Source organism: Candidatus Hydrogenedentota bacterium (genome assembly GCA_013359265.1).
Classification (GTDB): Bacteria; Hydrogenedentota; Hydrogenedentia; order Hydrogenedentales; family SLHB01; genus JABWCD01.
In genome coordinates, this window is record JABWCD010000005.1 from 299,974 (window position 1) to 314,823 (window position 14,850).

At 59.4% G+C, this 14,850-nt stretch carries 7 protein-coding genes; 6 read left to right on the forward strand and 1 reads right to left on the reverse strand.

Going from position 1 to position 14,850, the window contains the following annotated elements; translation table 11 throughout:
- Nucleotides 1-3: 3 nt before the first annotated feature.
- The 5 genes from HUU46_06625 to HUU46_06645 all read left to right on the forward strand — a co-directional run bounded on the left by HUU46_06625 (nt 4) and on the right by HUU46_06645 (nt 11,888).
- Nucleotides 4-3,630 (forward strand): efflux RND transporter permease subunit, encoded by a 3,627-nt coding sequence (locus HUU46_06625; GenBank protein ID NUM53299.1) that lies wholly within the window; start codon nt 4-6, stop codon nt 3,628-3,630.
- Nucleotides 3,608-6,853, forward strand: a complete 3,246-nt coding sequence (locus HUU46_06630; protein NUM53300.1) for an efflux RND transporter permease subunit — start codon at nt 3,608-3,610, stop codon at nt 6,851-6,853. The genes HUU46_06625 and HUU46_06630 overlap by 23 nt, the downstream gene beginning before the upstream one ends.
- A gap of 284 nt (nt 6,854-7,137) precedes the next feature.
- On the forward strand, nt 7,138-9,876 hold the full coding sequence (locus HUU46_06635) for a right-handed parallel beta-helix repeat-containing protein (GenBank protein ID NUM53301.1): 2,739 nt from the start codon (nt 7,138-7,140) through the stop codon (nt 9,874-9,876).
- A 137-nt stretch (nt 9,877-10,013) separates the two neighbouring features.
- Complete coding sequence (locus HUU46_06640; protein NUM53302.1) at nt 10,014-11,531, forward strand: hypothetical protein; 1,518 nt, start codon at nt 10,014-10,016, stop codon at nt 11,529-11,531.
- Between the two features lie 30 nt (nt 11,532-11,561).
- Nucleotides 11,562-11,888: a hypothetical protein gene (locus HUU46_06645; protein NUM53303.1), complete on the forward strand. Its 327-nt coding sequence runs from the start codon at nt 11,562-11,564 to the stop codon at nt 11,886-11,888.
- A gap of 31 nt (nt 11,889-11,919) precedes the next feature.
- Here HUU46_06645 and HUU46_06650 read toward each other — a convergent pair whose 3' ends face one another.
- On the reverse strand, nt 11,920-14,178 hold the full coding sequence (locus HUU46_06650; protein ID NUM53304.1) for a hypothetical protein: 2,259 nt from the start codon (nt 14,176-14,178) through the stop codon (nt 11,920-11,922).
- Nucleotides 14,179-14,554: 376 nt separating this feature from the next.
- Here HUU46_06650 and HUU46_06655 point away from each other — a divergent pair, with 376 nt between their 5' ends.
- A complete protein-coding gene (locus HUU46_06655; GenBank protein NUM53305.1) occupies nt 14,555-14,812 on the forward strand; it encodes a hypothetical protein in 258 nt (85 codons plus the stop codon).
- The last annotated feature ends 38 nt before the right edge of the window (nt 14,813-14,850 follow it).

The window sequence follows — 14,850 nt, forward strand, 5'->3', positions numbered from 1 at the left end:
TGCATGGGCCACCCAATCCCCGATCTGCCGGAGAAACATTACAGCCTGCCTGTACGCCGTCCAGTGACCATTGCGATGGTGTTCGTCACATTGTGCGTGTTCGGTTGGAAGTCGTATCAAGAGCTTCCGATCAATTTGATGCCGGACATTTCGTACCCGACGCTGACTGTGCGGACCGAATACGAGGCCGCAGCGCCCGAGGACGTCGAGAAGCTGGTTACGCGCCCGCTTGAAGAGCAACTCAGCATCGTAAGCGGCTTGATCCAGTGCAGCAGTACGTCGTCCGCCGGTCTTTCGGAAATCGTTCTTGAATTCACGTGGGGCACGGACATGGGCGCGGCGCAGCAGGACGTTCGTGACCGGCTCGATCTTTTCGAGCCGCCCAAGGAAGTCACCGAGAAGCCGGTGATACTGCGCTTCGATCCGACGTTGGATCCGGTATTCCGAATTGCGATCACCGGCAAGGACCTCTCGAATATCGAGGATCCCAAGCGACGCGCGGAGGAGAACGAGCGCCAGTTGACGGAACTGCGCGAGGCATGCGAACGCTTCATCAAGGGCGACCTTGAGTCCGAGCAGGGCATCGCGCAAGCGGACGTTCGTGGAGGCCGTGAAGCCGAGGTGCAGGTGCTCGTCGACTCCGAGCGCATTAAGACGCTTGGGTTGACGCTCGAAAACGTCGTGCAGGCCCTGGCGCAGCAGAATATCAATCTCAGCGGCGGCAGCCTGCGCGAAGGCAAGACCGAGTATCTTGTCCGTACGGTGAACGAGTGGGAACGCGTTGAGGAAATCGAGGACTCGATAATCTCGAAGGGAACGCGGTTGCGCGACGTCGCGGATGTGACGCTCGGCGAGAAGGACCGCGAATCGGTTGTCCGCGTGAACGGGCGCGAGGCGGTCGAGCTTCAGATTTACAAGTGGGGTGACGCGAACACCGTGCAGGTCTGCAATACGGTCCGCGACCTGTTTGGTCTGGAGCGCGAGAAGTCCAGTCTCGAAAAACTGACGGCTTGGCTGGGCGCGAACTCGACGCCCCCGGCGGACGCACGCGTTCCCGCCGTGGTGGCGTTGTATCAGCTTCAGAAGGAACTGGAAGAGGGGCTTACCCTGCGCAATCGCCTGCCGGACGGCGTGGAACTTCACGTCGTCGCCGATCAATCGCGGTTCATCAAAGCGGCGATCGCGGAAGTGCAGAGTGCGGCAATTTGGGGTGGCGTGCTCGCGGTGCTTGTTCTATACGTTTTCTTGCAGGAAATTCGCGCGACGATCATCATGAACATCGCGCTGCCGATCTCGATTCTTACCACATTCATCCCGATGTTCCTGCAAGACCTCAGCCTCAATATCATGTCGCTGGGCGGTCTCGCGGTGGGCGTTGGCATGCTGACAGACAACTCGATTGTCGTTATGGAAAGCATTCAGCGGTGCCGCGACGAAGGCGACGACACGAAGGACGCGGTGGAGCGTGGAACGAGCGAAGTGTACGGCCCCGTCATGGCGTCTACGCTTACGACGACATGCGTATTCCTGCCGATGGCGTTTGTGCAGGGCGTCGCGGGTCAACTCTTCAAGGACCATGCGCTGGTTGTCACTTACTCGTTGCTGGCGTCTTTGCTCGTTGCGCTATACCTGAATCCGATGATTGCCGCGCGCGAGAAGATGAAGTTCACCGCGGGCAGCGACGCAATATGGGTGATATCCGCGTACCGCCGCGGACGGAAGGAGGGGGGCGGCAGGCTCACTTCGCTGTTGCTGATTCCGGTGAACGCGCTGTTTTTGACGGCCGAATGGCTGCTTGACGAGTTCTGGCAAGATGTTCATCCCATCGTGCAATGGGTCAAGAACGCCGCGGCAAACGTCGGAGCGAAAGGCGCGGGAGCCGTTCCCGCATTGATACTTGCCGTGGTTTTCGCGCCGATAGCGTTGTTGTGCATGCTTCTTCTGTTTTGCACGCACTGCCTTCTTCGATCGGTCATTCAATTCCTTGTAACGGTATTCTTCTTCTTAAGCCTCGTAATCGGCGCGGTCTTTGGCCTGATCGGATGGGTGTTCAACTTCATTTTTTACGTTCCGCTCAAGATGTTTGACAGAGGGTTCGAGTGGTTTCGCAGCACCTATGCGATCGTGCTCGCGAAGTCACTCAAATTCAGCCCCGCGGTTTTGGCGCTCACAATTGTGTTCTTCATTCACTCGATTACGTTGATTCCCAATCTTGGCGGCGAACTCATTCCGCCTATGAACCAGGGTGAATTCACGATCCGCATGGAAGCGCCTCCGGGTACGCGTCTCGAAGAAACGGAACGGCGCGCGTCCGCGTTGGAGCGTATTGCGCTCGGGGACCCGGAGGTTGGTTCCGTTGCCGTGGAAATCGGCCAGGAGAGAGAGCAAGCCAATACCGAGCGTGGGGAAAACGTCGCCGAGTTCGTGGTCCAATTGAAGAACCCGAACGAACAAGTCGCGCGCCAGACGGAAATCATGGACTCGTTGCGCCGGAAAATCGCCGCGTTGAGTTCGGACCAGGTTACGTTCTCCGTGCCGTCCCTGTTCAGCTTCAAGACGGCCGTGGAGCTCCATATTAAGGGAGACGATTACGCGGTGTTGCGGGATGTCGGCAATCGCACGATAGACGCAATTCGCGACGTCCCGGGAATCAAGGACCCGGAACTGAACATGCGGCAGGGCTATCCGGAAATCATTGTCGAACTCGACCGCGACTTGCTTGCCGCGAAGGGGATCGCGCCGGAGCAGGTTGCGCAACGCCTGCGCACGGAAGTGCAGGGCGAACTGCCGACGACGCTGAGCCGGCAGGGGGACAAGGTGGACATCCGCGTGCGGGCGGATCGATCAGTGTTGAACAGTGTGGCTGACTTGCGGCGGCTGTCGGTGACGGATTCGAACCCGCCGATTCCGCTCGAGTCGGTTGCGAAGATTACCATTCAGGACGGACCGAGCGAAGTGCGCCGTATTGATCAACGTCAGGTCGCCGTAGTTTCCGCGAACGTCGAAGGCCGCGATCTCGCCGCCGTCATGGATGACATTACTGCGCTCCTGCCGAACGTGGAACGTCCGACGGGGTGTACGATTGAACCGGGCGGCCAGGACCGCGAATTCCGGGCTGCGTATTCGAGTCTGAAATTCGCGCTGCTGTTAGCCGTGTTTCTGGTCTACGTTGTGATGGCGTGCCAATTCGAGTCGCTGCTGCATCCCGCGCTGGTGATGACCACGATTCCCATGGCGGCTATCGGCGTTGTGTATACGCTGGACGCCCTGAACATTCCGCTCAGCATTCTCGTCTACATCGGCGTTATCTCGTTGGCCGGTATCGTGACGAACAACGCGATCGTGTTGGTGGACTACACCAATCTGCTGATAGATCGCGGTATGCGTCGCGCGCAGGCGGTGGTGGAGGCGGGCCGCGTACGTATGCGTCCGGTGTTTATGACGACCATCACAACGATTCTTGGTTTATTGCCGATGTCGTTGGCTTCGGGCGAGGGTGACGAGATTCGCCGGCCGATGGCAATCACGCTGATCGCGGGGCTTTGCTCGTCCACGGTCTTAACCCTCGTTGTGATTCCCATGGTCTACTACCTCTTCGGAGGCCGTGATGCGAAGCCGCAAGAGGATTAGCCCTCCGGGAATCGCGCTGGCACGGCCCGTGACCATCTTCATGCTGCTTGTGACGGCGTTGTGCCTCGGCGTGATTTCGATCAATCGTCTCCCGATCGAGTTTCTGCCGCCGATGGACCTGCCGTTCATCATCTGCCAAATCCCGTACATCGGCGCGACGCCGGAGCAGGTCGAAAAAGAGGTGGCGATTCCCGCGGAAGGCGAGTTCCGCACGTTATCGAGTCTTGAACGGGTCTTGACAACGTGCGACTCGAATGGCGCCACGATACGGCTGATTTTCGAAATGGGTACGGACATGGCGAACGCGACGGCCGACGTGCGCGATCGCATGGAGCGGCTCAAGCTGCAACTGCCGGACGAGATCGAGAACATCTTCCTTCGGCGCTTCAATTTGAACTCGATGCCGGTCATGGCGTTCAGCATCTATGGGCCCGGCGACGAAGAAGAGCTGGCGTATCTGGTGCGGACCATTCTAAAGCCGCGCATCATGCGCCTTGACGGCGTCGCGGACATCACGATATTCGGCAAGCCCGAGAAGGAAGTGTTGATCGAGTTCGACCAGGACGCCCTGCGCAACCGGGGCGCCGGACTGTTCCAAGTGGTATCCGCGCTCCGTCAGAGCAGCATTAACGTCTCGGCCGGCGACATTGCGGACGGCGGTAGAAAATTCTACGTCCGCACGCTTGGCGAGTTTACAACTCCTGAAGACATCGGCCGCCTCATCGTTGGAAGCAATGCGCTGCGGCTGCGAGACGTGGCGACAGTGGGGTACCGCACGCGCGAGGTTTCAACCGATTTTTCCATCGATGGGCGCTCCGGCACGTTTATGCTGGTCCGCAAGGAGGCCGAGGCGAATGCGATCCAGACGTGCAGGAACGTTCACGCGGAACTTGAGAAGTTGGCTTCGGACCCGATCTTTCGCGACACCAAGACGTTCATGTTCTTCGATCAGTCCGATCTGATCCTTTCCACCCTGGGAAGCCTCAAGAGTTCCGCGGGAATGGGCGCGGTCCTCGCCGTGATCGTCCTGTTTCTGTTTCTGTTGCGCATGCGCCCGACGATCGTCGTAGCGACCGCGATTCCGACGTCCGCGGTATTCGCCTTTATTTATATGTACTTTTTCGGGATCACCCTGAACCTGATCACGATGATCTCGTTTATTCTTGCGATCGGCATGCTCATTGACGACTCGATCGTGGTGATCGAGAATATTTACCGTCACCGGCAACTCGGCCTCGACCGGAAGCAAAGCGCGCTGATTGGCACCGAGGAAGTCATTCTGCCGAATTTTGCATCGGCGCTGACCACGCTTGCGCCGTTCGTCCCGGTGTTCTACCTGGACGCGGGGATTTTTTCGACGTACCTGCGCCAGTTTGCCGTGCCTATCGTGATTTGTCAGTTCTCCAGTTTGTTAATCGGAATTACCTTCATTCCGCTGGCAGTGAGCCGAATTAAGCCGCGCCGCGAAATGCAGATTATGCAATTCCTCCGGCGTCATGGCTTTGCCCGACTCCTTTCGACCGACGACGTAATCGGCGGGCAAGGAGGCACGCGCCGGTGGAACCCGTTCCGCCGATTGGCATGGTGGTACCTTGTTGTGCTCGGTTGGTCGCTGCGCAACCGGATGCTGGTGCTGGGCATCATCATCGTCGTGCTCGGACTTACCTGGTTTGTCCCATACAGCAACATGCAGATGCAGAACGAACCCGCGGTAGATACGCGGCAAGTCGAGATCAACGTTCGCCTCGATCAAGGGTACGACCTCGACAAGGCCCGGGCGCTGTTCGCGGACATTCGTGGACTGGTGGACGAGCAACGTGCCGAGTTGGGTATCAAAAACGTGTTTACACGCTGCGATCAGTATGGCGGCGACATCAACATCTACCTTTACACGGATGACGACAAAGACGAAGCCAATGGCCTTCCCGAACGCCCGGAGGGTATGGATTCCCCGTATTCGACCGAGGAAGCGATGGACATTCTGTGGCAGCGGCTTCCGAGAAAGATTCCCGGCGGCGAGCTTCGCTTTCGCGTCGCCGAAGCAACGGAGCAGTCTACGCGATCGTTTGCGTTGCAGCTTCGCGGTGACGACGCGGCGATGCTGCGGGTGTATGCCGATCAACTCGAAAAACGCATGGTCGAAACGATACCGGACATCACCGAAGTCACGACAGATGTTGAGCGCAGGCGCAGCGAGATTCAGCTTGGCGTTCGGGAGAACATGGCGGACCTACACGGATTGACGCCGTTGGGCATCGCGCAAACCGTCGATTTTGCCCTGCGCGGCGTGCGTCTTTCGTATCTCAAGCAGGGCGGGCGCGAGATTCCGGTGTGGGCGCAATTTCAGGAGGAAGACCGCAAGTCGAAGGCGAACCTCGAGAACGTGGCGCTAATCGGTCAGGGCGGCGGCCAGGTCTCGCTGAATCAGCTCGTCGAATTCGGAAAGGCCGACAGCCCCCAGGTCATCAACCGCGTGAACGGCAAGAATGTCATCTCGGTCACGTCCAAATTCAAAGGTCAGGATCTGGGCGGAATCATGGCGAAGCTCAAGGAAATCCTGACGACATTTGGCATGGCGCCGGGTTACACCGTCGAGTTTGGCGACGAGCTGATGAATCTGGAAGAGAACAGCGCGAACTTTACGGCGATGATGGTGCTCGCGGTCATACTAATTTACGTAGTACTCGGCGCAACGTTCGAGTCGTTTATTCTTCCCGTCTCGATACTCGCGACGTTGCCCCTTGCCGCTATCGGGTCGTTTTGGTATCTGTATATCAGCGATACGCCGTTTGACGTGCTGTGCATGATCGGGTTTCTGTTGCTTGTGGGCATTATTGTCAAGAATGGTATCGTTCTCATCGACTTTATCAAGATGGAGCGCGAGAGGGGCGTCGATCGGTATACGGCGGTGCTCTGCGCGGGCCGAGACCGCCTGCGCCCCGTGCTCATGACCGCTTCGACGACGATTCTCGGCTCGCTGCCCATTGGCATTGGCAGCGAGCTTGGCGGTGAGGTTTCGTTTGACGGGGTCGGCAAGATTCTCATCGGCGGTATGGTGACGGGCACGCTACTTACGATGGTGATTGTCCCGGTCGTCTACACGGTCATCGACGATCTCCGAGTCTGGTTTTCAAGTTACTTCGCCAACCTCGGGAACCTGCTGCGCATTCGCCGCGCGTATGGCGCCCGGCCCAAGGAATCGCTGCACCCGACGATTCACTAATCCCTCTGGCATTTTTTTGAATTCGCTGATATACTCCGTTCGTTCCGTGCCAAGTCAGGACACTGGGGAGTTGGCCCTGACACCTTGTCGCTAAGGGGACGCCGATTGCGTCTAGGTCTGAGGCACGGAGTTTCTTTATGCGGTACCTTCGAGCGCTCCCCGCCCGGTTTAGATTTCCCTCCTCGTCCAGACTGCAAAATCACGCACGGCGGCGCGCGATGACGTGTCGCGTTCTGTCTTCCCTTGTCGTGGTCTCTGTAATTGGGACGTTGCAGGTGAGCGCTATGACGCTGTACGTCGCCCCGGACGGCAACGATGCGTGGTCCGGCACGTTAGACGCACCGAACGCGGGTAACACGGACGGGCCACTGGCGACACTTACGGGCGCGAGGGACACGCTGCGCGTGTTGCGGGGGCTGGGCATGCTCACGGGACCGGCCGAAGTGCAAATTCGCGGCGGCGAGTATCCACTGACCGCTCCCGTGGATTTCGCGCCGCAGGACAGCGGGACTTCCGCCGCGCCCATTACGTTTATGGCGTACCCGAACGAGAAGCCTGTTTTCGTCGGCGGTGTCAGAATCACCAACTGGACGCAGTCCGGTCCGATATGGACGGCGCAAGCGCCGGCGGCGTGGGGCGCAAGCTATGATTTTATGTCGCTGTGGGTGAATGGGAAGCGCGCCATTCCCGCGCGCACTCCCAACGCGACGAACGAGGCGGGTGACTATCCGACAGACAACGATTTCTACTTTCAAGCGGGGCAACTGTTCGAAGACGACGGGATGGGTGGCCAGGTCCCGAGTGCAACGAGATTTCAGTATCGCAACGGCGACTTGCAGAATTGGGCGACGCTGAATGACGCGCACGTGGTCGTTTTTCATGCGTGGGCGACGTCGCTTCTTCGCGTGGCGAACTTGGACCAGGCAAATCACATCGTCGAGTTTACCGGCCCTGCGGGGTGGGAATTCGGACGCTGGCGCTCGGACCAGTGGTATTACGTCGAGCACTTACTCGAGGGTCTCGACCAACCCGGAGAATGGCACGTCGACCGCGCCAACGGGCTTGTGTCCTACATGCCACGCGACGGGGAAGACATGACTACGGCGGAGGTCATTGCGCCTGTCGCCAGTCAACTCCTGCGATTGCAGGGTAATCCCGCCGCGGGACAGTTCGTGTCGTGGCTCACGTTTCGCGGCATCGCCTTCAAATACACGCACCTGGCTCTGCCAGCGGGTGGCATGACGGACGGGCAGGCGGCGTCCGGAACGAATGCAGCCATAGAAGCGATGGGCGCGCGAAACTGCACCATCGATCGCTGCGAAGTCATGCACACCGGCGGTTACGGCGTGTGGTGGCGGCGCGGAAGCCAGGACAACACGCTGTCGCACAGCGAGATTTACGACCTCGGAGCGGGCGGCGTGCGCGTGGGGGAGACCACGACAGCCCCCACGGCAGACGATGAAGTACTGCGCAATGTCGTCGACAACAACTATATTCATGATGGCGGGCGCATACTGCGGTCGGGGGTTGGCGTTTGGATCGGGCGCAGTTCATACAATACGGTTTCTCACAACGACATCTCCGATTTTAGATTTACCGGCGTTTCTGCTGGATGGCAGTGGAACTATCTGGCTTCTTCGGCGCACGATAACATTGTGGAATACAACCACATTTACGAATGCGGAAAGCAGCAGTTGAACGACGTTGGCGGCGTGTACACACTTGGTGTGTCGCCGGGCACGATTGTACGCAACAACCGCATTCACGACATCTTCAGCAATCCGAAGCTGTACGGAGGATGGGGCCTCTATACGGACGAAGGAAGTTCGGACATTACGTTCGAGAACAATGTTGTTTACAACACGGAAACCGGCGGGTTCCATCAGCACTACGGCCAGTACAACATTGTTCGCAACAACATTCTCGCGTTCTCGCGAAACGCGCAGGTGATGCGCACGGTTGCCGAACCGGGATTGTCGTTCACATTTGAGCGCAATATCGTCTACTTCAACGGCGGCACGCTCCTGGGCGACGAGTGGAGCGACGATCATTTCGCGTTTGACTACAACGTGTACTGGGACGCGGCGGGGCGTCCGCTCGATTTTGGCGGCCGCGATTGGACGCAGTGGCGCACTGCAGGAATGGACCTGCATTCCATGATCGCCAATCCGTTATTCGCAGACCCGGATACGGCCGACTTTGACGTTGGCTCGGGTTCGCCCGCGATTTCGCTAGGATTTGTCCCGATCGACGATTCGACCGTAGGACTCTACGGCGAGCAGGCGTGGGTCGATAAGCCGAAGGACATTGTTCGCGATCCGTTTGAACCGCCTGACCTGTCGCAAATCCACGAAGACTTCGAGACCACGGCGCTCGACAGTGTGGCGCTGAATGCGGGCACGCACGGCGAAACGGAAACTGCGCGCGTACGGGTCACCGACGAACTGGCGCATGCCGGCGTGCGGTCGCTGAAGTTCGTGGACGAGCCGGGGCTGCCGCAGACTTTCTATCCCTATGTGGATTACACGCCCATCACGACTGAAGGGATCGCGCACGGGACCTTCGCATTGCGATTTAGTCCGGGCACATTGATGTACCACGAGTGGCGCGACAACCATGTGCCGTATCGCCTAGGCCCCAACGTCTGGATCGACGCGGCGGGTAACGTCAAAGTAAATGGCGTCGCGATCATGTCCGTACCGGCGGACACTTGGATCGTCTTCGAGATAACGTGCGGACTCGGCTACGACGCCGATGGCACGTTTGACCTCGATATTACCGTGGAAGGCCAAGAGGCGGTGCACTTCGATGGCCTCGCCTGCGGTACGCCGGACTTCAATCGGATCAACTGGTTCGGATTTGTCTCCGACGCCACGTGGGCCCAAACGTTTTACATTGACGACATCCATCTTCAAGCCACGACAACCGGGTCCGGCCCGAGCTTGCCGATCGGTTGGGAGGCATCGGCCGCGCTAAGCGCGATCGTATGCGCCATAAGCGTGTGGCGCATCGTACGGCACTAGCGGTGTGTTTAGCGATCATACAGCATCGCGCGATTCTCCTTCCACGCGGATACGCTCATCGTGTTGCAATGATTTAGGCGGTGCCGCAACAATGACACGCGCAGTTGCGCATTGTCGCAAGCAAGGGGACGTGACGCATGAGGCCATTTCGATTCGAATTCGTGGTGCTTTGTGCTTTTGCGGTAAGCGCTTTCCCGGGTCCGTTTTCCGCGCTTTGGGGAGAAGCGGGGGAGAATTGGACGCCGGACAGCCGCCTGCCGGATTTTTCATTCGCGGGATATCACCGTGGCGAGGCGCCGTTGCCGGCGCGGGCCGTTACACACAATGTTCGCGATTTCGGCGCCGTAGGCGATGGGATTCAGGACGACAGCGACGCGTTTCTCAAGGCAATCGTGGAAGTAGAAGGGGGTGTCATCGTCGTCCCGGCGGGACGATATCTCGTCACGAAGATTCTCGAGATCGACAAGCCGAATCTCGTAATCCGCGGCGAGGACCCTGCGAAGTCAGTACTCTATTTTCCAAAGCCATTGAATGACATCAAACCGAACATGGGCGAGACCACCAGCGGTCGGCCGACATCGAACTATTCGTGGTCGGGCGGCTTCATCTGGATCAAAGGGAAGTTGCAGCGAAATCGGTTGGCGAACGTGGCCACGCCAGCGAAGCGTGGGGAGAGGACCGTCGCGGTGGACGACACGTCCCAGTTCGCAGTGGGACAGGAAGTGGAATTGCGCCAGACCGATCTGGAAGACAACAGTCTGGCCGATCACCTGTACTCGGGCGATCCGCGCATCAGCATGGAGGAGATCAAGGGGCGGACACAGGCTTGGATCGTCGCACGGATCACGAAGGTAGAGGGGAATAACGTCACTCTTGACCGCGCGCTGCGGTGGGACATCGAGTTACGGTGGAAACCGGTGATTCATCAGTTCGCGCCGACCGTGACTGAAAGCGGCATCGAGAACTTGCGCTTTGAGTTTCCGAATACACCCTACGCGGGGCACTTCACCGAACTGGGCTTTAACGCGTTCGCGATGTCCGAGACGGCGCACTGCTGGGTCAAGAACATTCAAGTGCACAATTCGGACAGCGGCGGATTTGTCTCGGGATGCTTTAACACGATTGACGGCGTCGTGTTCACATCGGAGCGCGAGGTGGACAAGAGCCGGAAGTCCACGGGACACCACGGCGTGACGCTCGGTGGGACGGACAATCTTTTCACCCGATTCGATTTTCAGACGCCATTCATTCACGACCTGACCGTGAGCAATTGCGGGGGTAACGTCTTTTCGAACGGGCGCGGTGTGGATATGTCGTTCGATCATCACCGCCGCGCGCCGCACGAGAACCTGTTCACCAACGTCGACGTAGGGAAGGGGACGCGTGTGTGGTTGTGCGGCGGTGGCGCGGACTTGGGCGCGCACTGCGGCGCGCGGGGCACGTTCTGGAACATTCGCGCGGCGAAAAGCATCGAAGCGCCGAACGATAAATTCGGCCCGTGGTCGATGAACTTCGTCGGGGTCGCGATGGGTAGGAAACTCGAAACCAATCCGGAAGGCCGCTGGTTCGAGCACACCGACACGGGCGCTGTCCTGCCTGCGAACCTGCACGAAGCACAACTGGCTCGGCGGTTGGGTGCAGCGCGCCGTCCTTAAGGGCACGGCCTTGAATGAATCGTAGCGCCGATGACCAAACCGAACATAACGTTTCGCTACTTCTTCGATCTGGGCGCGGGCACGTGCCTGTGGAGCGCAGACGACGAGACCCGCAATCGGTTTGGGTATGCGGTCGATATCGACATGCTGCCGGTATCGGCGGAAACCAAAGAACAGTATGCGCGCCTGCTGGCATGGCACGATCGTGCGTTCAATTGGAGCGACCCCACGGGCGATCCGGTTCTCGGGCAGGAGGAACGCGCGCGCTTCAACGACGCTGCCAATCGATTGTTTCTCCAGCTTCGCCACGAATTGCCTGAACAGTTCGGGCTTTTGGACGAACATGACCCCTTGTAGGTCCATTTACGCGGTCCGGTGAGCGATCCGATCAAAGCGGCTGCAATTCCCAGGTGAAGGTGTACTCGTGTTCAAATGTCGTGGTCGAGGATGTACCCGTACCCAGACTGGACGTGAAACTGCCATCCGACGCGAGAATGACCTTTCCATGGGCGGCGCCCATCCATTCTCCCATGAGCTCGATCCCCTCGTTCGATTGCAGACTCATGCGGCGCGTGCGCGCACGGTCGCCCGCCGGGACGACTCGCACGCCGGTCTGGAACGCCCTTTCCGGATCGACCGCCTTGTTCATGATTTGCTCGTCCGTCAACACCAAGACGTAGTAGGGTTTGATGTTCGCAATCAGATCGGAAATCCCCAGTTTTCCGAGCGCGGTTTCCTCGGTAACCTGAACGGGATAACACGATCCTTTTGCCTTGCTACTTTGCGTCTCGGGCGCGCGCCTGCCTCCGCCTGTTCTTGTGACGGTTACGTCCCAATCGAGCGGCATCCAATTGAAGGGGCGCGGGTTGATTGTGATCGCATACATCCCCCCGGCGATACCGATGGCGGTTGCGGCGCGCGACGCGTCGCTGGAAATAGACGCGATGAGATTTCGCATTTGGTCTTGCGCTGCTCCGATCTGGAGTTTGAAGTCGCGATCGGCGTCATCGCGATCGAATTCGATATGCTCGATATCGGCGCCAAGCCGCTCGATTTCCCGCTGGTCGCGGTCCGAGGTCTGCACCAGAATAATGTATGGGGCGTATTGCGATTCGGGCCATTCCGAGGCCGACGTCTCGTACGTGAACGCGGACGCGCGGATGCGCGCCGCGATGCGCGTCGGCGGGACATCCTTCTCCGCGCTGGGTTCGACGGCGGACCAAGACGTCAGGTCGGTCCCTTCAAATCTTGCACTTGGGGGAACACTATCGTCTCTGCGGATCATTAGTGCGCTCTCGGCGACGCGTCGCATGGCTTCCAGAACTTGGACGGCCTTTTCGTAGTACTCGATGAGGTACTTGCCCGCGCCGTTTGCCGACTTGGCGGTCTCCAATCGCTTGCGCGCTGTGCTTTCGAGATAAAGGATTCCGCCTTTTCCATCCAATACCGTCCCCATTTCCGGCCATCGGAACGCTCGCATCGTCCAGGTTATCGTGGCGGGCCGGTACCGCACCTCGATAGCGGATTGCTGTTTGTTCGTCGTCTCATGAAAGATGTCCGCGGCGGCTGACACCTGGAGACGGAACCGTGTGCCAGCGGGCAGCGGCGAGGCGGAATCGAGCCCGGCCAAAAATGCTTCGCCATCCAAAGTGCGCGCCTCGTCACGCAGCAAATCGGCGCGCATCCGCTGTATTGCCTCGACGGAATCACGGCGCTCGTCAATCAGTTGCTGGGCGTCTTCCGGCTTCAGATCGTTGCGCTTCGCCAGGGCCTCACGCAGCGGCGCGATTTCCGCCTCGATAGTCGATTCCGCGAGGGCCGATTCGGCTTGCTTGCGCAACGCTTCCGCGCGCGCGCGCAGTTCCTCGATTCTGGTTTTCGCGTCTCCGCCGAACTCGACGGCAGGCGGCGCCGGCGGTGGAGCGGGCGGGAGCGGAGGTTCGGTGTCCGGATCGAAGGCCACTGTCTCGCCGGCTTCGATGCGACGCTTGAGTTCCTCGGTGGCCTTAATCTGATCGCGCAACGCAGCTTGGCGTGCGGCGCGTTCGTCCGGGGTCAGGCGCGGACCCGCGGCGATTTCGTCCTCGATGCGCTTGGCCTGTTCGCGCAGCGCCGACAACTCCGTGTTGCGCTCGGCGTGTTCCTCCGCCCGGCGCTTCTCCAACTCGTAGATTTCGCGGCGCAGCTTGCTCTCCGCCTCTTTGCTGTCCAACGGTGTTCGCGACAGGACTTCAAGGTGTTCGTCGATTGCCGCGTCGCGCCGGGCGGACTTCTCCTCGGCTTCGCGGATGCGCGACCGCGTTTGCTCGAGGTCCGGCGTCCGGTCCGGGCGGCTGACAAAGTCGAGTTCCTCTTGGAGCCGCCGCTGACGCTCCTCGAGCGCGCGTATTTGTCGTAATTGGCGCTGAAGTTCCGGCGGAAGTCCCGCGCCTTCCACAGGTTTTTCAGCCGGCCGCTTCGGCATCGGGGGCAGTCCGGTCGGCGGTGGCGCGGGAGGGGGGGTGTCCTCCTTGTCGTCAACGTCGTCCGCCTCCAGAAGGCTCTTTCCCAGCCCTGCGCCGGATTCGGCCGCGACCACGAGGAACGCGATCGCGAGTACAAGACCGATAATTGTGGCGAGGCGCGTACGCGACAGTGCGTCGATCATGGCGATCCTCCAAAGACAGGTTGACACGGTGTGCGCGTGTGGAGCATGGCGCGCCACTCTACGCGTGGAAAAGTATGGCGTGCCGCGCGGGACGCGTGGAACATCGTTGCTGCATCGTGTCGTACGGTCATGAGGGTAACCCCCGTGAGTAGACAGTTGCCGGGTGAAGCTTGCAGCCGATTGGCGCCTACGGTTGTAGCACGGGGGCGACGGGGTTGTCTACGTGAAAACCGCGACCGCGGATCAAAGCTTCGGGGTCCGCGCACATCTGCGAACTCCACCCCGCGGCGTCCGTTCCGAAGCGTACTGGATGTGAGAAATGGTCAATTGCTACTCTGGTGCAATAGCTCCATTGGGGCCACCGAGGGATCGAAGAATGGCGGCGAAGAAATCAAAGCCTGCGCCTTTCGTAAAATACCACCGCGACGGCACTGTCTGGGCCAAAGGGCAGACGGTCGATGGTGCGCCTGTCGGCTACTGGGAATGGTTCCGCAAAGACGGCGTCATCATGCGTTCGGGATACTTCGATGAAAACGGGGCGCAAACCGGCGAGTGGACCACGTACAACAGAAATGGCGACGTGTATAAGGTTACTTCAGTGAAATCCAAGCCGCCGAGGCCGAAGAGGAAGTAGTCAATATCGGGAGACAATCGGCGGCATGATCATCTGGC

Excerpts from the sequence above, each read along its gene's own strand:
- HUU46_06630 (NUM53300.1), top strand. The coding sequence starts at position 3,608 with ATGCGAAGCCGCAAGAGGATTAGCCCTCCGGGAATCGCGCTGGCACGG.
- HUU46_06640 (NUM53302.1), top strand. The coding sequence starts at position 10,014 with ATGAGGCCATTTCGATTCGAATTCGTGGTGCTTTGTGCTTTTGCGGTA.
- HUU46_06635 (NUM53301.1), top strand. The coding sequence starts at position 7,138 with ATGACGCTGTACGTCGCCCCGGACGGCAACGATGCGTGGTCCGGCACG.
- HUU46_06655 (NUM53305.1), top strand. The coding sequence starts at position 14,555 with ATGGCGGCGAAGAAATCAAAGCCTGCGCCTTTCGTAAAATACCACCGC.
- HUU46_06645 (NUM53303.1), top strand. The coding sequence starts at position 11,562 with ATGACCAAACCGAACATAACGTTTCGCTACTTCTTCGATCTGGGCGCG.
- HUU46_06650 (NUM53304.1), bottom strand. The coding sequence starts at position 14,178 with ATGATCGACGCACTGTCGCGTACGCGCCTCGCCACAATTATCGGTCTT.
- HUU46_06625 (NUM53299.1), top strand. The coding sequence starts at position 4 with ATGGGCCACCCAATCCCCGATCTGCCGGAGAAACATTACAGCCTGCCT.